This is a genomic window from Streptomyces araujoniae (assembly GCF_050871195.1).
In the GTDB taxonomy this organism is placed as follows: domain Bacteria; phylum Actinomycetota; class Actinomycetes; order Streptomycetales; family Streptomycetaceae; genus Streptomyces; species Streptomyces bacillaris.
In genome coordinates, this window is the sequence record NZ_CP194070.1 from 1,375,001 (window position 1) to 1,394,350 (window position 19,350).

General features: G+C 71.7%; 20 protein-coding genes (1 of these 20 running past the window's edge). 8 read left to right on the forward strand and 12 right to left on the reverse strand.

The annotated features are described in order from the left end of the window. The 3 genes from ACQ9ZG_RS05780 to ACQ9ZG_RS05790 form a co-directional block, all read left to right on the forward strand. Positions 1 to 130, forward strand: partial view of a sporulation protein gene (locus ACQ9ZG_RS05780; protein WP_018488238.1) — the final stretch only. 653 nt of this gene lie to the left of the window's left edge; only the last 130 of its 783 coding nucleotides appear in the window; its start codon lies beyond the left edge, outside the window; it ends in the stop codon at positions 128 to 130. A 142-nt stretch (positions 131 to 272) separates the two neighbouring features. Continuing rightward, positions 273 to 809 carry a YbhB/YbcL family Raf kinase inhibitor-like protein gene (locus ACQ9ZG_RS05785; protein WP_028419393.1) on the forward strand — a complete coding sequence of 179 codons (537 nt, stop codon included), beginning with the start codon at positions 273 to 275 and terminating at the stop codon, positions 807 to 809. A gap of 138 nt (positions 810 to 947) precedes the next feature. Further along, positions 948 to 1,463, forward strand: coding sequence for an HNH endonuclease (locus ACQ9ZG_RS05790; protein WP_018488236.1), 516 nt, complete (start codon positions 948 to 950; stop codon positions 1,461 to 1,463). 82 nt (positions 1,464 to 1,545) lie between these two features. Here the strand turns inward: ACQ9ZG_RS05790 and ACQ9ZG_RS05795 are convergent, their stop codons facing one another. From ACQ9ZG_RS05795 to ACQ9ZG_RS05810, 4 genes are all read right to left on the reverse strand, one after another. Then, the gene (locus ACQ9ZG_RS05795; protein WP_086018705.1) at positions 1,546 to 2,319 is read right to left on the reverse strand and encodes a sulfite exporter TauE/SafE family protein; all 774 of its coding nucleotides are present in this window, start codon (positions 2,317 to 2,319) and stop codon (positions 1,546 to 1,548) included. 78 nt (positions 2,320 to 2,397) lie between these two features. Continuing rightward, entirely contained in the window at positions 2,398 to 3,399 is a 1,002-nt protein-coding gene (locus ACQ9ZG_RS05800) for an SPFH domain-containing protein (protein WP_018488234.1), read from the reverse strand. A 115-nt stretch (positions 3,400 to 3,514) separates the two neighbouring features. After that, positions 3,515 to 3,943 carry an NfeD family protein gene (locus ACQ9ZG_RS05805; RefSeq protein ID WP_018488233.1) on the reverse strand — a complete coding sequence of 143 codons (429 nt, stop codon included), beginning with the start codon at positions 3,941 to 3,943 and terminating at the stop codon, positions 3,515 to 3,517. 145 nt (positions 3,944 to 4,088) lie between these two features. Further along, entirely contained in the window at positions 4,089 to 4,886 is a 798-nt protein-coding gene (locus tag ACQ9ZG_RS05810) for an ABC transporter ATP-binding protein (protein WP_028419391.1), read from the reverse strand. 166 nt (positions 4,887 to 5,052) lie between these two features. Here ACQ9ZG_RS05810 and ACQ9ZG_RS05815 point away from each other — a divergent pair, with 166 nt between their 5' ends. Beyond that, entirely contained in the window at positions 5,053 to 5,844 is a 792-nt protein-coding gene (locus tag ACQ9ZG_RS05815) for an Rv1486c family protein (protein WP_026237563.1), read from the forward strand. Positions 5,845 to 6,115: 271 nt separating this feature from the next. On the opposite strand, the gene ACQ9ZG_RS05820 is transcribed toward ACQ9ZG_RS05815, so the two are convergent. The 3 genes from ACQ9ZG_RS05820 to ACQ9ZG_RS05830 form a co-directional block, all read right to left on the reverse strand. Then, a complete protein-coding gene (locus ACQ9ZG_RS05820) occupies positions 6,116 to 6,367 on the reverse strand; it encodes a chaplin (RefSeq protein WP_018488230.1) in 252 nt (83 codons plus the stop codon). 177 nt (positions 6,368 to 6,544) lie between these two features. After that, positions 6,545 to 7,189, reverse strand: a complete 645-nt coding sequence (locus tag ACQ9ZG_RS05825) for a response regulator (protein ID WP_018488229.1) — start codon at positions 7,187 to 7,189, stop codon at positions 6,545 to 6,547. Then, the gene (locus ACQ9ZG_RS05830; RefSeq protein WP_078507648.1) at positions 7,182 to 8,327 is read right to left on the reverse strand and encodes a GAF domain-containing sensor histidine kinase; all 1,146 of its coding nucleotides are present in this window, start codon (positions 8,325 to 8,327) and stop codon (positions 7,182 to 7,184) included. Before ACQ9ZG_RS05830 ends, ACQ9ZG_RS05825 begins: the two co-directional genes overlap by 8 nt. A 661-nt stretch (positions 8,328 to 8,988) precedes the next feature. Here ACQ9ZG_RS05830 and ACQ9ZG_RS05835 point away from each other — a divergent pair. From ACQ9ZG_RS05835 to ACQ9ZG_RS05845, 3 genes are all read left to right on the forward strand, one after another. Next, positions 8,989 to 9,714 carry an SDR family NAD(P)-dependent oxidoreductase gene (locus tag ACQ9ZG_RS05835; RefSeq protein WP_109916884.1) on the forward strand — a complete coding sequence of 242 codons (726 nt, stop codon included), beginning with the start codon at positions 8,989 to 8,991 and terminating at the stop codon, positions 9,712 to 9,714. Further along, complete coding sequence (locus tag ACQ9ZG_RS05840; protein ID WP_499280055.1) at positions 9,711 to 11,153, forward strand: S-adenosylmethionine:tRNA ribosyltransferase-isomerase; 1,443 nt, start codon at positions 9,711 to 9,713, stop codon at positions 11,151 to 11,153. The genes ACQ9ZG_RS05835 and ACQ9ZG_RS05840 overlap by 4 nt, the downstream gene beginning before the upstream one ends. 273 nt (positions 11,154 to 11,426) lie before the next feature. Then, complete coding sequence (locus ACQ9ZG_RS05845) at positions 11,427 to 12,173, forward strand: transglycosylase SLT domain-containing protein (RefSeq protein ID WP_109915399.1); 747 nt, start codon at positions 11,427 to 11,429, stop codon at positions 12,171 to 12,173. Between the two features lie 101 nt (positions 12,174 to 12,274). On the opposite strand, the gene ACQ9ZG_RS05850 is transcribed toward ACQ9ZG_RS05845, so the two are convergent. Beyond that, entirely contained in the window at positions 12,275 to 14,872 is a 2,598-nt protein-coding gene (locus ACQ9ZG_RS05850) for an ABC transporter ATP-binding protein/permease (RefSeq protein WP_109915398.1), read from the reverse strand. 299 nt (positions 14,873 to 15,171) lie between these two features. Between ACQ9ZG_RS05850 and serB the strand changes: the two genes are divergently transcribed. Next, complete coding sequence (gene serB / locus ACQ9ZG_RS05855) at positions 15,172 to 16,425, forward strand: phosphoserine phosphatase SerB (RefSeq protein ID WP_026237560.1); 1,254 nt, start codon at positions 15,172 to 15,174, stop codon at positions 16,423 to 16,425. A 174-nt stretch (positions 16,426 to 16,599) separates the two neighbouring features. Here the strand turns inward: serB and ACQ9ZG_RS05860 are convergent, their stop codons facing one another. From ACQ9ZG_RS05860 to ACQ9ZG_RS05875, 4 genes are all read right to left on the reverse strand, one after another. Next, positions 16,600 to 17,118, reverse strand: coding sequence for a SixA phosphatase family protein (locus ACQ9ZG_RS05860; RefSeq protein ID WP_028419385.1), 519 nt, complete (start codon positions 17,116 to 17,118; stop codon positions 16,600 to 16,602). A gap of 103 nt (positions 17,119 to 17,221) precedes the next feature. Then, positions 17,222 to 17,446 (reverse strand): hypothetical protein, encoded by a 225-nt coding sequence (locus ACQ9ZG_RS05865; RefSeq protein WP_109915400.1) that lies wholly within the window; start codon positions 17,444 to 17,446, stop codon positions 17,222 to 17,224. A gap of 239 nt (positions 17,447 to 17,685) precedes the next feature. Beyond that, a complete protein-coding gene (locus ACQ9ZG_RS05870) occupies positions 17,686 to 17,802 on the reverse strand; it encodes an SGM_5486 family transporter-associated protein (RefSeq protein WP_086018704.1) in 117 nt (38 codons plus the stop codon). Positions 17,803 to 17,819: 17 nt separating this feature from the next. Continuing rightward, positions 17,820 to 19,349 (reverse strand): CynX/NimT family MFS transporter, encoded by a 1,530-nt coding sequence (locus ACQ9ZG_RS05875; RefSeq protein WP_181398427.1) that lies wholly within the window; start codon positions 19,347 to 19,349, stop codon positions 17,820 to 17,822. Between the last annotated feature and the right edge of the window lies 1 nt (position 19,350).

Genomic DNA, 19,350 nt, shown 5'->3' on the forward strand with positions numbered 1-19,350 from the left:
CCTGTTCAGCGAGGGCAGCGACTCGTACCGGGCGTTCAAGGTCAGTCTGCACGACTTCCACCAGACGGACTGGGCGGCGTACCTCAACCAGTGGCTCGCTCAGGTCGGCGGTCAGCGCAACTGGCTCTAGGGCACGGGCTGAGGGGGCCTTCGCCTGTGGTGTCCTCAGGGGCGGGTCGGGGTCGGGTATGGAAAAACGTCCATGATCTGTTGAGGTCGGGGAAGGACCTGGCCAAGAGCCGTCGATGCTGTCGATCAGGAAAGGTGCTGACGTGACCGAGCCGAAGAGGGCCCCGCTCCCGCACGACTTCCATCCGGAGGTGCCCGCGTTCACCGTGACGAGCGACGATCTCGCCCCGGGTGCGGTGCTGGGCGACGCCCAGGTGCTCGCGTCCGGGAACACGTCGCCGCAGCTGCGGTGGGAGGGGTTCCCTGCGGAGACCAGGAGCTTCGCCGTGACGTGCTTCGACCCGGACGCCCCGACGGGGAGCGGGTTCTGGCACTGGGTGGTCTTCGACATCCCGGCGTCGGTGACCGAGCTGCCGGCGGGCGCGGGCAGCGGTGTGTTCGAGGGGCTGCCCGCCGGGGCCGTCCAGGCCCGTAACGACTACGGGTCCAAGGACTTCGGCGGGGCCGCGCCGCCCGCCGGGGAGAACCACCGCTATGTGTTCACCGTGTACGCGGTGGACACCGAGAAGCTCGGTATCGACGGTGACTCCTCGCCCGCGGTGGTCGGATTCAACCTCCGGTTCCACACGCTGGGGCGTGCTCAGCTGATCGGTGAGTACGAGGCTCCCGTCACCGATTAGTTCGCCTGTTGTTTGCCCTGCTCCGGTCTTGGAGAGACCAGAGCAGGGCATTTTTTATTGCGTTGTCCATCGCGGCCTGCCCAGCCAGAGTTGATCCGGGCCTGCCAGGGGGCGGGCGGCACACGGGAGGTGGGCAGGATGCGTGACACGCTGGTTCTCAATGCGAGCTTCGAGCCGCTGTCGACAGTGACGCTCAACCGTGCGGTGGTCCTGATCCTCACGGACAAGGCCGTCGTCGAGCAGTCGCATCCCGAGCTGCGTATGCGTGGTGCCGCCGTGGACATTCCGGCGCCCCGGGTGATCAGGCTCTGCCGTTACGTACGGGTGCCGTTCCGAAGACAGGCTCCGTGGTCCCGGAGGGGTGTGCTCGTACGGGACCAGCACCGGTGCGCGTACTGCGGGAGGCGGGCCTCCACGGTGGACCATGTGGTGCCGCGGGCCCAGGGCGGTCAGGACACCTGGCTGAACACGGTGGCCTCCTGTGCCGAGGACAACCACCGCAAGGCCGCCCGGACTCCGGAGCAGGCGGGGATGCCGCTGCTGAAGCAGCCGTTCGTGCCCTCCCCCGCCGAGGCGATGCTGCTGGCGATGGGGGCCGGTGACCGGGCGGGGCTGCCCGAGTGGCTGGACCGGGCGGGGGCGGCTGCCGCCTAGGCAGAGTGGTCGCGTCGGTCGCGTACGTACGGCTGTCGACGGACAGGTGGGCCCGTCCCGTTGCCGGGCGGGCCCACGTGTGTCAGCGGAGCAGCAGTTGGACGATGGCCGCCGTGCCGACGGCGACGATCAGACCGCGGAGCAGGGTGGGGCTGAGGCGGCGGCCGACCTTGGCGCCGATCTGGCCGCCGATGGCGGAGCCGACCGCGATCAGCAGGACCGCCGTCCAGTCGAAGTCCGCGACGAAGAGGAAGAACAGCGCGGCGATGGTGTTGACCACGGCGGCCAGGACGTTCTTGACGGCGTTGAGGCGCTGGAGGGTGTCGTCGACCAGCATGCCCATGAGGGAGAGGTAGATGATCCCCTGGGCGGCGGTGAAGTAGCCCCCGTAGACGCTGGCGAGGGTGAGGCCGGTGAAGAGGAGCGGGCCGCCGTCGGGGCGGGCCGGGGTGCCGGTGCGCTCGCGGCGGTTCTGGACGGCTCTGCTGATGCGCGGCTGCAGGACCACCAGGACGAGGGCGAGCGCGACCAGGACGGGGACGATCGTCTCGAACGCCGTGGAGGGCAGGGCGAGGAGGAGGGTGGCGCCGGTGAGGCCGCCGATGGCGGCTCCGACGGACAGCTTCAGGATGCGGCGGCGCTGGCCCGCCAGCTCCTTGCGGTAGCCGATGGCTCCGCTGATGGAGCCGGGGATGAGGCCGAGCGCGTTGGAGACGGTGGCGGTCACCGGCGGCAGGCCGGTGGCGAGGAGGACGGGGAAGGTGATCAGGGTGCCTGAACCCACGATGGTGTTGATCGTGCCCGCGCCGACGCCCGCCGCGAAGACGGCGAGTATTTCCCAGATGGACAAGGCCATCTCCTTCGATGGTCAGTGACGCCTCCCCGCCATGAAGGTCGAGGGGCCTCACTGATCATGCACGAAGGGGGTGGTGCGTCAGTGGACCGGGGGCTCCTCGCGCCGTTCGACGGCCGCGCCACGGGGGTTGACCACGCCGGGGGCTCCTCCGTTGCCGCCGTTGCCCCCGTTTCCGCCGCTGCCGCTGGTGTCGAAGCCGGGGACGCCTCCGCCGAGGTTGCCGAAGGCTCCGCTGAGGCCCTTGAGGGCGTCGCCGATCTCGCTGGGGACGATCCAGAGCTTGTTGGCGTCGCCCTCGGCGATCTTCGGGAGCATCTGGAGGTACTGGTACGACAGGAGCTTCTGGTCCGGGTCTCCGGCGTGGATGGCCTCGAAGACCGTCCGTACGGCCTGGGCCTCGCCCTCGGCCTTGAGGGCGGCCGCCTTGGCCTCACCCTCGGCGCGCAGGATCGCGGACTGCTTCTCGCCCTCGGCGGTGAGGATCTGGGACTGCCGGATGCCTTCGGCGGTGAGGATCGCGGCGCGCTTGTCACGGTCGGCGCGCATCTGCTTCTCCATCGAGTCCTGGATGGAGGTGGGCGGTTCGATCGCCTTCAGCTCGACGCGGTTGACGCGGATGCCCCATTTGCCGGTGGCCTCGTCGAGGACGCCGCGCAGCGCCGCGTTGATCTCCTCGCGGGAGGTGAGGGTGCGCTCCAGGTCCATGCCGCCGATGATGTTGCGGAGGGTGGTGACGGTGAGCTGCTCGATCGCCTGGATGTAGGAGGCGACTTCGTAGGTCGCGGCACGGGCGTCGGTCACCTGGTAGTAGATGACGGTGTCGATGTTGACGACCAGGTTGTCCTGGGTGATCACCGGCTGCGGCGGGAAGGGCACGACCTGTTCACGGAGGTCGATCCGGTTGCGGATCGAGTCGATGAACGGGACGACGATGTTCAGGCCCGCGTTCAGAGTGCGCGTGTAGCGGCCGAAGCGCTCCACGATGGCGGCGCTGGCCTGCGGGATGACCTGGATCGTCTTGATCAGGGCGATGAAGACGAGCACCACCAGAATGATCAGGACGATGATGATCGGTTGCATCGTGTCTCTCGTGCCCTTCGGTTGCCGACGGATCTCATGGTGATCGACTCACATGGTGATCGACATGATCGACTTCGAGTCTCGCAGAACTGCGGCCGTGTCGTGCGCCGTTCGCTCACATGACGACGGCCGTCGCTCCGTCGATGTCCACGACATCGACCTGCTTGCCGGGCTCGAAGACCTGGTCCTCGTCGAGCGAGCGGGCCGACCAGACCTCCCCGGCGAGCTTGACGCGGCCGCCGGCGGCGCTGACCCGTTCCAGGACGACCGCCTGACGGCCCTTCAGGGCGTCGATACCGCTGGCGTGTCCGGTCTGCCCGGCCCGGTGTCTGGCCGCGATCGGGCGGACGACGGCGATGAGCGCCACCGACACCACGACGAAGACCAGCACCTGGGCGACGATGCCGCCGCCGAGCGCCGCGGTGACGGAGGCGGCCAGCGCCCCGACCGCGAACATTCCCAACTCGGGCATCGCGGTCAGGACGAGGGGGATGCCCAGCCCCGCCGCGACGATCAGCCACCACACCCACGCGTCGATGTCCACATGGTCATCGTAGGACTGTCGGTGCGTCACCGACAGGGCGCAGGGGTGGTCAACTGTGGACAACTGCGGTACGTGCCCGCCGAATTGCGCCATGACGGGGGCACGGGCGACGGGCGGGAGGGCCGGGGCGGGTGTGCCCCGGAGGTCAGGAGAGCGGCAGGCCGTGGGCGGTGTAGCGGTCGCCGGTGTGCTCGACGACCAGCGGCAGGCCGAAGCAGAGCGAGAGGTTACGGGAGGTCAGCTCGGTCTCCATGGGCCCGGCGGCGAGGACCTTGCCCTGGCGGATCATGAGGACGTGGGTGAAGCCGGGCGGGATCTCCTCGACATGGTGGGTGACCATGATCATGGAGGGGGCGTACGGGTCGCGGGCGAGCCGGCCGAGGCGGCGGACCAGGTCCTCGCGGCCGCCGAGGTCGAGTCCGGCGGCGGGCTCGTCGAGAAGCAGGAGTTCGGGGTCGGTCATCATCGCGCGGGCGATCAGCGTGCGCTTGCGCTCTCCTTCGGAGAGCGTCCCGAACCTGCGGTCCAGGTACTCGGTCATGCCGAGGCGGTCCAGGAAGGCGCGGGCGCGCTCCTCGTCGACGGCCTCGTAGTTCTCGTTCCAGGTGGCGGTCATGCCGTACGCGGCGGTGAGCACCGTCTGCAGGACGGTCTGGCGCTTGGGCAGCTTGTCGGCCATCGCCACGCCCGCCATGCCGATGCGGGGGCGCAGTTCGAAGACGTCGGTGCCGACGCCGCCCAGCTTCTCGCCGAGGACGGTGGCCGTTCCCCTGCTCGGGAAGAGGTAGCTGGACGCGAGGTTGAGAAGCGTCGTCTTGCCGGCGCCGTTGGGGCCGAGGATGACCCAGCGCTCCCCCTCCTTGACCGACCAGGAGACGTCGTCCACCAGAGCGCGTCCGTCGCGGACCACGGATACGTCCACCAGCTCCAGTACATCGCTCATGAGCGCGTTGTCTCCCCATGCAGTCTCGTCGAGATCGTCGCGTGCCTGTGGGCACGGTCCCAGGAGAAAACCTACGCCACCGCGCGAGCGGTCCGGCCGTGAGGTCCGTAACCCGGGTCTTTCCGGGCCCGGCATGGCCGACGGGACACCCCCCTAGGCTGTCTCCATGCTTGTGGAACCACGTTCAGGATTGTTGGCCGCCTGGGGGAACGCGCTGCTGGCGGGGCTCGTCTCGCCGGACGACGCCGTTGTCGCGATTGTCGGTGAGGACGCGGTGCACCGCGTCGAGGGGGTGCCGGGTGAGGCGGGGCCGGTCGGGCTGACGCTGGCGCTGGGCCGGCTGCGGGCGCTGGGGGCGACCGGATTCCGGGTGGCGCTGCCGGTGCCGGGGCATCCGCTGGGGTTGTCGGGGCCGCCGGACTTCAACGCGCGGGCGCTGGAGGCGGAGGAGGCGGTGGTCGCGTACGGGGTGCCGTACGGGCTGGTGCCGGAGGTGTCCGAGGCGGGGCCGGAGGGGGATCTGCACGTCGAGGTGGTGTGGCGGGTGCTGCCGGTGCGAGAGGCGCCACCGGCGGACGTGCCGTCGCTGAGCGAGGCGGAGCGGGAGCTGGCGGAGGCGCTGCGGGATGCGACGGCGCTGCTGTCCCGGCTCGATGTGGCCGGTTCCGGTCCGGTGGCGGAGGCTGCGGTGGACGCGTACCGGGCGCGGGCGGAGGGGGGCCGGGGGCGCGAGGTGCTGGCGCCCGGGTATCCGCCGCGGGCGGTGCGGGTGCTGGAGTTGGCGCAGCGGGTGGGGCTGCTGGTCTCGGTGGCGTACGAGAACGGGCACGGGGGTGCGGTGAGCGCGTCGGAGATGGCAGCGCGGGGGGCCGCGTTGCGGCCGGTGGAGCGGGTGGCTCGGCGGGCGGTGGTGGCCGCGTACAACGCGTATGTGGAGGGCGGGGAGGTTCGGCGGTAGGCCCGCGGGCCTCTGTCCTCGGGCGCCGGACGGGCTGGTTCCCGGGTGCGCCTGGGCGGGGGCTTGTTCTCGGCGAGCCCACCGGGGTGGGGGTTCCGTCCTCAAGCGCCGGACGGGCTGGGCAGGGCCCCTGGGCGGGAAGCACGTTTCGCGCCCCGGCCCGGCTCAAGGGTTCCGTCCTCAAACGCCGGACGGGCTTGAGTGGTGCCCGGGTGGGCTTGAGTGGTGGGGGTGGCTGGACGGGCTTGTGTGGCCCGCCCAGCCACGGGTGTCAGTGGTTCAGGCCGAGGTTGCCGAAGGCCGGGTTGAGCAGGCCGATCACGTTGACCGTGTTGCCCACCGCGTTCACCGGGACGTGGACCGGGACCTGGGCCAGGTTGCCGCTGGCGACGCCCGGGGAGCCGACGGCCACGCCGTGGGCGTCGGCGCCGCTGTGGCCGGTGGCGGAGGCCGCGCCCGCGCCGGCGGCGATGAGCCCGCCGGCGATCATGGTGACGGCGGCGGCCTTCTTCAGGTTCTTCACTTCAGGTTCCTCCTAGAGAGGCTGCGGCAAGCCGCCGCAGCGTGCCCTGGAGAACTCCGTACGGCACGGAAGGATGCGCCGTTCGGGTGACATCCACCCGACAGTATGAATCTCAGCCCGGTCGGTGTGGGTCCCGGCCGGTGTCGGCACGGGTCCCCGGCACGGTCGGCGTGGGTCTCAGCCCGCCGCCCCGTTCCGTACCGCCCACAGCGCGGCCTGGGTGCGGTCCGCCAGGTCGAGCTTCATCAGGATGTTCGACACGTGTGTCTTGACCGTCTTCTCGGAGAGGACGAGGGCGCGGGCGATCTCGCGGTTGGAGCGGCCGTCCGCGATCAGGCCGAGGACTTCGCGCTCGCGCTCGGTGAGGGTGCTCCCCCGCCCCGTACCGCCGCCCGCGTCGTCCTGGGCGAGGAGCGCGCCCGCGACCTCCGGCTGGAGCAGGACGTGTCCGGCGTGGACCGAGCGGATGGCGCCGGCCAGGGCGTCCGGGTCGACGTCCTTGTACACGTAACCGGAGGCTCCGGCGCGCAGGGCCGGGACCACCGTGCGCTGTTCGGTGAAGCTGGTGACGATGAGGATCTTCGCCGGGTTCTCCAGCTCGCGGAGCCTGCGCAGGGCCTCTATCCCGTCGGTGCCGGGCATCTTGATGTCCATGAGGACGACGTCGGGCCGCAGCTCCTCGGTGCGGGCCACGCCCTCCGCGCCGTCGGACGCCTCGCCGACGACCTCGATGTCGTCCTGGATCTCCAGGAACGTCCGCAGTCCACGGCGGACGACCTGGTGGTCGTCGACCAGCAGCACCCTGATGGTCTTGTCAGCCACCGGGGACCTCCATCTCGATCGTGGCGCCCTTTCCGGGCTCCGAAGCAACGGTGAGCCGGCCGCCGACGCTCTTGGCCCGGTGGCGCATGGAGACCAGCCCCAGATGGCGGCCCGCCCGGCGGACAGCAGTGGGGTCGAAGCCGGTGCCGTCGTCGGTGATGCGCAGGACGGTCCAGGTCGAGCGCCGGGTCAGGGTGACGTCCACGTGCTCCGCGCCCGAGTGGCGCAGGGCGTTGTGCAGGGCCTCCTGGGCGACCCGGAGGAGCGCCTCCTCCTGGGCGGCGGGCAGGGCGCGTACGCCGCTGGTCCCGAAGGTGACCCGGGCCGTGTGGGCCCGGTCCAGGACCTGGATCTGGGTGCGGAGAGTGGCGATCAGGCCGTCCTCGTCGAGGGCGGCCGGGCGCAGCTCCACCACCGCCGCCCGCAGTTCGTCGACCGCTTCGGCGGCGAGGGTGGCGACCTGTTGCAGCTCCCCCTTGGCACGGGTCGGGTCGCGGTCGACGAGGGCGGCGGCGGCCTGGGCGGTGAGCCGGAGCGAGAACAGCTTCTGGCTGACCGCGTCGTGCAGCTCGTGGGCGAGGCGGGAGCGTTCCTCGGCGATGGTCAGCTCGCGGCTGCGCTCGTAGAGGCGGGCGTTGGTGAGGGCGATCGCGGCGTGCTGGGCCAGGATCGAGAGCAGCTCCTCGTCCTCGGCGGTGAAGCCGCAGCCTCCGGCGGGCTTGGGGCACATCTTGTTGGCGAGGAAGAGCGCGCCGATGATCTCGTCGCCGTCCGTGATGGGCAGGCCGAGGAAGTCCGACATGTCGGGGTGCGCTTCGGGCCAGCCGCCGAAGCGGGGGTCCGTACGGACGTCCGCGAGCCGTTCCGGCTTCGCCTGGTGGAGCATCGCGGCGAGGATGCCGTGCTGGCGGGGCAGCGGTCCGATGGCCTTCCACTGTTCGTCGCTCACCCCGTCGACCACGAACTGGGCGAAGCCGCCGTGGTCGTCCGGGACGCCGAGCGCCGCGTACTGGGCGTCGAGGAGTTCGCGGGCGGAGGCGACGATCGTCTTGAGGACGTCCCCCACTTCCAGATGCCGGCTCATGGCGAGGAGCGCGGCGCTCACCGCGGCGAGGCCCGACGCAGGGCGATGACTCATGGGATCACCGTACCGGCGGGGGTCCGGGGCCGTATCGGGCCGAGGGCGGCGGCCCGTGGCCGGTGGTCCTAGGCCGGTCCCGGCCGGTACCCGGTCGGAGGTCGTAGGACCACTCGGCAGAGGGAGAGCCCGGTGGAGGGCGTAGGACCGGTCGGCAGGAGGAGGGCCCGGTGACGGTCGTAGGACCGGTCGGCGGGAGGAGGGGCGGTCGGCGGGAGGAGGGCCGGTCGGCGGGAGGAGGGCCGGTGGAGGGCGTAGGGCCGGTGGAGGGCGTAGGGCGGGCGGAGGGCATGGGGCGGTCGGAAGTCGCAGGGCCGGAGGAGTGCCGGGGCTCGGGACTCCGTGAGGACTAGGGCCTGTCGTCGAACTGCCGTCGTCGCCCGGAGGGCGGCCGTGCGGCGTCCGGTGCGTGCGATCGCAAGGCGCCGGGATGGTCTTGTAGCGGAGCTACCAGGGCATCTCGGCAACGCCGCGAGCGTGCGTGCCGGGCGTCGCACGGCAGGCGACAGTTCGACGACAGGACCTAGGGCGAAGGGCCGTCGGCGGGTGCGGCTCCCGGGCGAGGCGGGGCGGGGTCGCGTCTTCCTACGTTGGAGGCGCCGGGGGTCGCCCGGCGGACGCCGATGTGCGGGTAGCCGCACGGACCAAGGGGACGGTCACCATGCCGGTTGCGTTGATCACGGGTGGTTCGAAGGGGCTGGGGCGCGCCCTGGCCGAGGTGCTGGCCGGCCAGGGCTGGGACCTGGTGCTGGATGCGCGGACGGCCGGGGTGCTGGAGGCGGCGGCGGAGGAGGTACGGGAGCGGTACGGGGCCCGGGTGGTGGCCGTGCCCGGGGATGTCACGGACGCCGCGCACCGGGCGGAGCTGGTGTCGGCCGCCGGGGAGCTGGGCGGCCTCGATCTGCTGGTGAGCAACGCGAGTGTGCTGGGGGCCGAGCCGCTGGTCCGGCTGGAGGCGCACCCGCTGGAGGGGCTGCGGCAGGCGCTGGAGACCAATGTGGTGGCCGCGCTCGGTCTCGTACAGGAGGCGTTGCCTCTGTTGCGGGCCTCGGCCGCCGGGGCGGTCGTGGTCGTCAGCTCGGACGCGGCGGCGGAGGCGTACGGGACGTGGGGCGGGTACGGGGCGTCCAAGGCGGCCCTGGACCAGCTGGCGGCGGTACTGGGCGTGGAGGAGCCGGGGCTGCGGGTGTGGGCCGTCGACCCGGGGGACATGGACACGGATCTGTACGAGGCCGCGGTGCCGCGGGACGACGGGGAGCGGCGGCCGTCGCCCGCGCGTGTGGCGCCCGCGTTCATGCGGCTGGTGCGGGAGCGGCCGGCCAGTGGGCGGTTCTCCGCTCCGGCGCTGCTAGAGGGGGCCCCGGGGGCTGCCGGGGGTGCCCGGTGAGCGCGGTGGACGCGGTGCGGCGGGACAGGAGCTCGGGTGCTCCGGCGGATGCGGGGTGCGGAGAGGGGCCCGGGGCTCTCTCGCTGGAGGCCCTGCGGGTGCCGCCGGAGCTGTCGGCCAGGGTGCCGGCCGAGCAGCGGGGGTCGGGGCGCGACGACGTACGGCTGCTGGTGACGCGGGGGACGGAGGTCTCGCACCACGCGTTCCGGGAGCTGCCCGGGCAGATGCGGGCCGGCGACGTGCTGGTGGTGAACACGTCGGCGACGTTGCCGGCCGCGGTGAACGGGCGGGTGGGCGGCGAGCGGGTCGTCGTGCACTTCTCGACGCGGGGTGAGGACGGGCGGTGGGCGGTGGAGCTGCGGGCGCCGGGTGGGTCGGGGGCCACCGGGCCCCGGCCCGGCGGTCCCGCCGGTGCGGTGGTGCGGCTGCCGGGCGGACGGGAACTGGTGCTGGAGGAGCCGATGGGGGGCGTGTTGTCGGCGGGGAACGCCTCGTCGACAACACGGTCTCGGCGCGCTCCGGGGCAGACTCCGGCGCTCGCTCCAGGGGGCACCGAGGCCGGGGCCGCGGAGGCGGGAGCTGGAGAGGCTGCGGGAGCCGTGGAGGCGGGGCCCTCGGAGGCCGGGGCCGTAGGAAGGGGAACGGTGGAGGCCGGGGCCACCGAGGTCGGGGCCGTAGAAGGGGGAACCGTAGAGGCCGGGGCCGGGGCAAGGGGAGCCGTGGACAGGGGGCCCGTCGGGGCAGGGCCCGCCTCAGGTGCGCGGCTCTGGTGGGCGCGGGTGCCGGAGGGGGTGCCGGGGCTGTTGCGGCGGTACGGGCGGCCGATCCGGTACGGGTACACGGAGCGGGACCAGCCCCTCTCCGCGTACCAGACGGTCTTCGCCGTGGCGGCGCCCGACGGGAGCGGTTCGGCGGAGATGCCGAGTGCGGCCCGTCCCTTCACGGCCGCCCTGGTTGCGGAGCTGGTGAGCCGCGGGGTGCAGTTCGCCCCGCTGTCGCTGGACACGGGGGTGGCGTCGGCCGAGGCGCACGAGCCGCCGTACCCGGAGCGGTTCTCCGTGCCGCCCACCACGGCGTGGCTGGTGAACGCGGCGCGGGCGGCCGGCGGCCGGGTGATCGCGGTGGGGACGACGGCGGTGCGGGCGCTGGAGTCGGCGGTGGACGCGGCCGGAGTGGTGCGGCCGGTGTCGGGGTGGACGGACCTGGTCGTGACACCGCGCCGGGGCGTGCGGGTGGTGGACGGGCTGCTGACCGGGCTGCACGAGCCGGAGGCCTCGCATCTGCTGATGCTGGAGGCGGTGGCCGGGCGCGAGGCGCTGCGCCGGGGGTACGAGGCGGCGCTGGAACGGCGCTACCTCTGGCATGAGTTCGGGGACGTCCACCTCCTCCTACCGGATGAGGAACGTAACGCTCCGGATTGCTCTAGCAACGTGAGGTGAGTCGGGCGTGTCGCCGATGTGAGCCCGGGCATAGGGCCCACGTCACTTACGAACGTACCTAGTGGGCGGGTAAGGGCGTTTTGGGTGGGCATGACCAGGGTTTATTTCGGACTAACGGGACCCTCTTCCACTACCCGGCTTCGTACGTCACACCTTTGCCACACGATTTTGCTGCCGCTAAGAATTGCTCTCGTCCCCGACGGAGGTGCGCATCACCGCCTCCGGTCTCGTCCTCCGTGGAGGACACCTGAGCATTCGAAGAGGTAGCCCTACATGTCTGCGACTCGCATTCCCAGCCGTCTCCGTCGTCTGAACAAGGTCCAGAAGATCTCCGTGGCCGGTGTGTCGGCCCTGGCCGTCGCCTCCCTGACCTTCTCGCTCGTCCCGTCGAACGCCGAAGCCGAGATTGCCCCGCAGGCAGCCACCGCTGCCGCCCCCGTCGCCGTCATCGGCGGCTCCGCACAGGCCAAGACCGTGCAGGACAGCCTGATCAAGCAGCACTCCACGGCCGAGCAGATCGTGAAGGCCGCCGACGCCGCCAAGGCCAAGGCCGCCGCCGAGGCCAAGGCGAAGGCCGCCAAGGCCAAGGCCGCGGCGGACTCGAAGGCCAAGGCCGAGAAGGCCGCCAAGGCCAAGGCCGACGCCAAGAAGCGCGGCGACCAGGCCGCCAACCGCTCCACCGCGCGCAAGCCCGTCTACGCCAACAACCTGGACGGCTGGATCCGCGAGGCCATGGCGATCATGAAGAAGGAAGGCATCCCGGGCTCCTACGACGGGATCCACCGCAACATCATCCGGGAGTCCAGCGGCAACCGCTGGGCGATCAACAACTGGGACATCAACGCCCGCAACGGCATCCCCTCCAAGGGTCTCCTCCAGGTGATCCAGCCGACCTTCGACCGGTACCACGTCAAGGGCACCAAGAAGGACCTGTACGACCCGGTCGCCAACATCGTCGCCGCCTGCAACTACGCGGCCGACCGCTACGGCTCGATGGACAACGTCAACAGCGCGTACTGAGTCCCGGTCCAGCCGTACCGAGGCCGAGCCCGGCCGTACACACGCCGAGGCCGGCACCCCGCGGGGTGCCGGCCTCGGCGTCGTCCGTCTCCCGGTGGACCTTACTTGCGCATGACCTCGGGCTCGTGGCGGCGCAGCAGGCGCGCGACCGCGACGGCGCAGAGCCCGCCGATCACCAGCAGGACGAAGATGTTGATCCCCCACTGGGTCGCCGTAGCCTCCCAGAGCGGGTCCAGGTCGGTCGGGTTCTTCGGGTCCCACGGCGGCATCAGGTTGGCCAGGTCCAGCGTGGTGCCGGCCGCGGCCACGCCCCAGCGGGACGGCATCAGCCAGGTGAGCTGCTCCAGGCCGGGCGTCCCGTACACCTGGAAGAGCACGCCGGTGAAGACCAGCTGGACGATCGCGAACATGACCAGCAGCGGCATGGTCATCTCGGAGGTCTTGACCATCGCCGAGATCATCAGGCCGAACATCATCGAGGTGAACCCGAGGGCCACGATCGAGATGCAGATCTCGACGGCCGGAGGCATGAACAGCCCCTCCTCCGGCAGCTCACGGACGGCGAAGCAGATGCCGCAGAGGATGACGCTCTGGAAGGCCGTGATCACACCGAGCACGATGACCTTGGAGGTCAGATAGGCCGAGCGGGAGAGGCCGGTGGCCCGTTCCCGTTCGTAGATCACGCGTTCCTTGATCAGTTCGCGTACGGAGCTGGCCGAGCCCGCCAGGCAGATGCCGACCGCGAGGATCAGCAGGATCATCCCGGCCTTGCCGTTGAACTGGGTCGGCGGGGTGGGCGGGGCCAGCCCGAAGTCCGCCGGGATGACCGCGGCCAGCACGCCGATCACCGCGGGCAGCGCCACCATCAGGCCGAGGAAGGCCTTGTCGGAGGCGATGACGGAGGTGTAGCGGCGCACCAGGGTCCAGAGCTGGGTCCCCCAGCTCTGCGGCTTCGGGGGCCGCATCTGCTGGGGCGGCGGCATGTGCACGGACTGCGCGGCGACGCTGTCGATGTCGGCGGCGTACATCTGGTAGTGCTGCGAACCGCGCCAGCGGCCCGCCCAGTCGTAGTCGCGGTAGTTCTCGAAGGCGGAGAAGACGTCGGCCCAGGAGCTGTAGCCGAAGAAGTTCAGCGCCTCCTCCGGCGGACCGAAGTACGCGACGGCGCCGCCGGGCGCCATCACCAGCAGCTTGTCGCAGATGGCCAGCTCGGCCACGGAGTGCGTGACGACGAGCACGGTACGGCCGTCGTCGGCCAGGCTGCGCAGCAGCTGCATGACGTCGCGGTCCATGCCCGGGTCGAGGCCCGAGGTCGGCTCGTCCAGGAAGATCAGCGACGGCTTGGTCAGCAGCTCCAGGGCGACCGAGACGCGCTTGCGCTGGCCGCCGGAGAGCGAGGTGATCTTCTTGTCCTTGTGGATGTCGAGCTTGAGCTCGGCGAGGACCTCGGTGATCCGGGCCTGGCGCTCGGCCTCGGTGGTGTCCGCCGGGAAGCGAAGTCTGGCCGCGTACTTGAGCGCCTTGGCGACGGTCAGCTCCTTGTGCAGGATGTCGTCCTGCGGGACCAGACCGATGCGCTGGCGCAGCTCGGCGAACTGCTTGTACAGGTTCCGGTTGTCGTAGAGGACGTCGCCCTCGTCGGCGGGCCGGTAGCCGGTGAGCGCCTTGAGCAGGGTGGACTTTCCGGAGCCGGAGGGGCCGATCACCGCGACCAGCGACTTCTCCGGGACGCCGAAGGAGACGTCCTTGAGGATCTGCTTGCCGCCGTCGACCGTCACCGTGAGGTGGCGGGCGGAGAAGGAGACCTGGCCGGTGTCGACGAACTCTTCCAGCCGGTCCCCGACCAGGCGGAACGTCGAGTGGCCGACGCCGACGATGTCGTTCGGGCCGATGAGCGCCGAGCCGGACTTCTGGAGCGGCAGACCGTTGACGTACGTGCCGTTGTGCGAGCCGAGGTCCCGGATCTCGAACCGGCCGTCGGGGGTCGCGTGGAACTCGGCGTGGTTGCGGGAGACCTGGAGGTCGGAGACGACCAGCTCGTTCTCCAGCGCACGGCCGATGCGCATGACCCGGCCCAGCGCCAGCTGGTGGAACGTGGTCGGGCTGCGGTCGCCGTAGACGGGCGGGGTCCCTGCCCCGCCGCCGTGGGCCGGGGCGGCCGGCTGGGCCGGGCCCTGCTGGTGCGGAACCTGCTGGTACGGGGCCTGCTGGTACGGGGCCTGCTGCTGGTGCGCCGGAGGCTGCTGCTGCCACGCCTGCTGGGGCGGAGCCTGGTGCTGCTGGGCCTGGTGCTGGGCGGGTGCCTGCTGTCCGGGCCAGGCGGCGCCCGGCTGAGCGTGCTGCTGCTGTGCCGGAGCCTGGTGGGCGGCGGCCGGCTGACCGCCGTGGGCACCGGCGGGAGCGGTGAGATTCAGCCGCGGACCGTCGGTGGCGTTGCCCAGGCGCACGGCGGAGCCGGGTCCGATCTCCACCCGCTGGACCCGCTGCCCCTGCACGTACGTGCCGTTGGTGGAGCCGTGGTCCTCGATGGACCAACTCCGGCCGTCCCAGCTGATCGTGGCGTGCCGCCACGAGACCCTGGCGTCGTCGATCGTCAGGTCCCCCTGCGGATCACGCCCCAGGGTGTACGGCCTGGACGGATCGAGCGTCCAGGTGCTGCCATTCAATTCCAGTACGAGTTCCGGCACTCCGCGCCCCACTAGTTGTCCCCCGTGTTACCCCCGTCGCAGGGAGTCTAGGGATGCTGAACATCGTGGGGAACTATTCCAGGAGCAGTCCCTTATCCGAAAGTCGGGCCGGTGAAGAGGGGCCCTGAAAAGGAGAAGGCGACACGAAGATCCCCTTACCGCCCGGTGAAGGGCAAGTGGCGTGATCTCGCCGCAAAGGGGACGGCGGGCCGGGGGTCGGCGGAGGCCGCGCCCCACGGTCCGCACCTTTCCGTCCGGCACTCGGGACGGACGGCCGGTGGCGGCCCCGGGACCGATACGGTGGGAGCACCATGAGCGCATCTCAGCCACCTCAGCCCCCCTCCTCCCCCGAGCCTTCCGTGACCTCCGTGGACGGCACGCCCACCCTCCTCGTCAAGATCTTCGGCAAGGACCGTCCCGGCATCACCGCCGGGCTCTTCGACACCCTCGCCGCCTACTCCGTCGACGTCGTGGACATCGAGCAGGTCGTCACCCGGGGCCGCATCGTGCTGTGCGCCCTGGTGACCTCGCCCACCGCGGGCGGGACGACCGAGGGCGATCTGCGGGCGACCGTGCACAGCTGGGCCGACTCCCTGAAGCTCCAGGCCGAGATCATCTCGGGCACCGGTGACAACCGGCCCCGGGGCAGCGGCCGTTCCCATGTGACCGTGCTGGGCCACCCGCTCACCGCGGAGTCGACCGCCGCCATAGCGGCCACGATCACCTCGACCGGCGGGAACATCGACCGTATCTTCCGGCTGGCGAAGTACCCGGTCACCGCCGTCGAGTTCGCGGTGTCGGGGACCGGGACCGCGGAGCTGCGGACCGCGCTGGCGACCGAGGCCGCGGAGATCGGCGTGGACGTCGCGGTGGTCTCGGCCGGGCTGAGCCGGCGGGCCCAGCGGCTGGTCGTCATGGACGTGGACTCCACGCTCATCCAGGACGAGGTGATCGAGCTGTTCGCGGCCCACGCGGGCTGTGAGGACAAGGTCGCCGAGGTCACCGAGCAGGCGATGCGCGGCGAGCTGGACTTCGAGCAGTCGCTGCACGCCCGGGTGGCGCTGCTGGCGGGGCTGGACGCCTCGGTGGTGGAGAAGGTCCGCGCCGAGGTGCGGCTCACGCCCGGTGCCCGCACCCTGATCCGTACGCTGAAGCGCCTCGGGTACCAGGTGGGGGTCGTCTCGGGGGGTTTCACCCAGGTCACGGACGACCTGAAGGAACGTCTCGGCCTGGACTTCGCCTCCGCCAACACCCTGGAGGTGGTGGACGGCAGGTTCACCGGTCGGGTCGTCGGCGATGTGGTGGACCGGGCGGGCAAGGCCCGGCTGCTGCGGAGCTTCGCCGAGCAGGCGGGGGTGCCGCTGGCGCAGACGGTGGCCATCGGGGACGGGGCGAACGACCTCGACATGCTGAACACGGCGGGGCTCGGGGTCGCCTTCAACGCCAAGCCCGTGGTCCGCGAGGCGGCGCACACCGCCGTGAACGTGCCGTTCCTGGACACCGTGCTCTATCTGCTCGGCATCACCCGTGAAGAGGTGGAGGCGGCGGACAGCCTCGTCGACTGACGGCGGCGGGGGCCGACCGGCTCCCGGAGACGTACGTACGGAGCGGGTGTCCCGGAGACGTACGAGAGGAGGGCCCCGGCACGGGAGAGGTGCCGGGGCCCTGTGCGTTCGGATGTTCAGCGGTGCCGTGGCGGACCGGTCGCCGGTGCCCCGCGACTCGGCCGTCGAGGCGGCTCAGTCGTTCGGCGTCCAGTACTCGACGAGGCGGCCCGCCCCGTGCTCCACGCTCTTCCAGGAGCCGGGGAACTCGACCACCGCGTAGGAGGCCGTCGGGAAGCCGTCCCTGGTCATCCGGGCCAATGTCTCGCCCTCGGCCGAGCCGGAGAGGGCGTCGGCGGCCCCGTGCATGCCCGGGTTGTGGCCGATGACCAGGAGGTTGCGGACATCGTCCGGGGTCTCGTTGAACAGGGCGATCAGATCGCCGAGGGAGGCCTCGTACAGCCTCTCCTCGTAGACGGTCCGGGGGCGCTGGGCGAATTCGTGGACCGCCAGCTTCCAGGTCTCCCGGGTCCTGACGGCGCTGGAGCACAGGGCCAGATCGAAGTCGATGCCGGAGTCGGCGAGCCTGCGGCCGGCCACGGGCGCGTCCTTGCGACCGCGCTCGGCCAGCGGGCGCTCATGGTCGGAGGACTGCGACCATTCCGCCTTGGCATGCCTGAGAAGGACGATCCTGCGAGGTGTCTCGACGCTCATACACCTCAGCTTCGCATGAAACGTGGCCTGTGGCGCAGGGTGTTGACAGCCTCATCCGAAGGTGGACGCGCTGGTCCGGGGCGGGTCGGCGGCAGGGCGCGGCTCAGTGGGAGAGCAGCCGGAGGGTGCGCTCGATCAGCTGTCCGAGCGCGGGGTCGGCGGTGGCGGCCTGCGCCTGCCCCGGGCTCATGATCATGATCAGCAGGGCGCCGAACGCGACGACCGGGAGCGCCACGGCCCACCAGGGCAGCCGTATCTCGGCACGGTCGGCGGCCGGGCGGCGGGAGGCGGCGGGATGACGGGGAGCGGCCGGGCGGCGGGAGGCGATTGGGGGGCGGAGGGCGACCGAGGGGCGGGAGACGGCCGGGCGGCGGGAGGCGGTCGGTCCTGATGACCTGGGATGCGCAGGGACCGTCATGTCCGCCTCCGTGGGGTGTTCGGTTCGTTACCGAAGAACCTACGGAACGGGCGACGGCGGTCCCATCCGGTGATCCACCCACTTCACCCTGACCCTGGCCCCCTAGGGGATGGTGGGGCCAGCCCCACCATGGGCGGGACCGGCCGCCGTCAGGGGGAGGCGATCGAGGCGATCACACCGATGACCACCGTGACGAGAAGCATCCCTCCGAAGACGAGGAGGAGCTTCTTCTGACCGTTCTTGGGGTGCGGATCGAGCACTGGCATGGGGCCAGTCTCGCATCTCAGCACTCGTCCTCGATCGTCCGGTCCCGCCCGGCCAGCACCCCGGCCACCATCTGCGGGATCATCAGCCCCGCCATCAGGGCGATCGGCAGCCCCCAGCCGCCGCTGTGCTGGTAGAGCACGCCGACGAGCAGCGGGCCGGGGATCGAGAGCAGGTAGCCGGTGGACTGGGCGAAGGCGGAGAGCCGGACCACGCCCGCCCCGGTCCGCGACCGCATCCCGATCATGGTGAGCGCGAGCGGGAAGGCGCAGTTGGCCACGCCGAGCAGCAGCGCCCAGGCCCAGGCACCGGCGGCCGGGGCCAGGTAGAGGCCCGTGTAGCCGATCAGGCCGCAGAGGCCGAGGACGACCACGATCGGGCCCTGCTGCCGGAGCCGGCCGGCGACCCGGGGGATGACGAAGGCGAGCGGCACGCCCATCGCCATGGTGACCGCGAGCAGGACGCCCGCCGTACCGGCCGGGACCCCCGCGTCGCGGAAGATCTGCGGCATCCAGCCCATGGTGATGTACGCGGCGGTCGCCTGGAGCCCGAAGAAGCAGGCCAGTCCCCACGCGGTCCGGCTCCGGGTGATCCGGAGGGCCGGGGCCTCGGCGGGGCGCGCGTCGGCCGACCCGGAAGCCGAGGGGGAACCGGAGGCCGTACCGGAAGCGGAGGCAGGGACGGAGGCAGGACCGGAGCCCTGGGCCGAGCCGGAGGCCGATCCGGAGCTGGAGGCCGTACCGAGAGCGGAAGCCGACCCTGAAGCCCCACCGGACGCGGAGGCCGTACCGGAAGCGGAGGCCGACCCGGAGCCCCGCCGGGGCCGCGGGGCCTCCCGCTGCCCCGGCGCCGGGGTCCGGTCCCGTACGAGGACGATCCACGGCAGCACCGCGAGGGCGGCGAGCACGGCCCAGACGGCCAGTCCGGACTGCCAGTTGCCGCCGAGCGCGCCGGTGAGCGGGACGGTGACGGCGGCGGCGAGGGCCGTGCCGAGGGCCAGGGCCATGGAGTAGAGGCCGGTCATGGTGCCCACGCGGTCGGGGAACCAGCGCTTGACGATCACCGGCATCAGGATGTTGCTGACGGCGATGCCCATCAGGGCCAGCGCGCTGGCGGCCAGGAACCCGGCGGTGGAGCCGATGTACGGGCGGATCACCAGGCCCGCCGCGATGGCGGCCATGCCCGCGCAGACGACGGTGCCCGCGCCGAAGCGCCGGGCCAGCCGGGGCGCCATGACGCCGAAGACCGCGAAGCAGAGCGGCGGCACGGAGGTCAGCACGCCCGCCACGCTGCCGCTCATGTGCAGCCCCTCGCGGACCTCTTCGAGGAGGGCGCCGAGGCTGGTGATGGCGGGGCGGAGGTTGAGGGCGGCGAGGACGAGTCCGACGGCGATCAGGCGCAGCAGCCAGGGGGCCGGGCCGCCGCCGTCGACGGGCCCGGGAAGCCGCGGGGCGGGAAGCCGGGCGGCCGAGGATCCGGCGGAGCTGCGGTTCGGGGTCTGGGGCTGCGGTGGGGCCTGGGTCGGGGCCGGGGTCTCGTCGTACGGCATG

Excerpts from the sequence above, each read along its gene's own strand:
- ACQ9ZG_RS05810 (WP_028419391.1), bottom strand. The coding sequence starts at position 4,886 with ATGAGCGATGTACTGGAGCTGGTGGACGTATCCGTGGTCCGCGACGGA.
- serB (WP_026237560.1), top strand. The coding sequence starts at position 15,172 with ATGAGCGCATCTCAGCCACCTCAGCCCCCCTCCTCCCCCGAGCCTTCC.
- ACQ9ZG_RS05800 (WP_018488234.1), bottom strand. The coding sequence starts at position 3,399 with ATGCAACCGATCATCATCGTCCTGATCATTCTGGTGGTGCTCGTCTTC.
- ACQ9ZG_RS05845 (WP_109915399.1), top strand. The coding sequence starts at position 11,427 with ATGTCTGCGACTCGCATTCCCAGCCGTCTCCGTCGTCTGAACAAGGTC.
- ACQ9ZG_RS05795 (WP_086018705.1), bottom strand. The coding sequence starts at position 2,319 with ATGGCCTTGTCCATCTGGGAAATACTCGCCGTCTTCGCGGCGGGCGTC.
- ACQ9ZG_RS05875 (WP_181398427.1), bottom strand. The coding sequence starts at position 19,349 with ATGCCGTACGACGAGACCCCGGCCCCGACCCAGGCCCCACCGCAGCCC.
- ACQ9ZG_RS05870 (WP_086018704.1), bottom strand. The coding sequence starts at position 17,802 with ATGCCAGTGCTCGATCCGCACCCCAAGAACGGTCAGAAGAAGCTCCTC.
- ACQ9ZG_RS05860 (WP_028419385.1), bottom strand. The coding sequence starts at position 17,118 with ATGAGCGTCGAGACACCTCGCAGGATCGTCCTTCTCAGGCATGCCAAG.
- ACQ9ZG_RS05790 (WP_018488236.1), top strand. The coding sequence starts at position 948 with ATGCGTGACACGCTGGTTCTCAATGCGAGCTTCGAGCCGCTGTCGACA.
- ACQ9ZG_RS05830 (WP_078507648.1), bottom strand. The coding sequence starts at position 8,327 with ATGAGTCATCGCCCTGCGTCGGGCCTCGCCGCGGTGAGCGCCGCGCTC.
- ACQ9ZG_RS05835 (WP_109916884.1), top strand. The coding sequence starts at position 8,989 with ATGCCGGTTGCGTTGATCACGGGTGGTTCGAAGGGGCTGGGGCGCGCC.
- ACQ9ZG_RS05815 (WP_026237563.1), top strand. The coding sequence starts at position 5,053 with ATGCTTGTGGAACCACGTTCAGGATTGTTGGCCGCCTGGGGGAACGCG.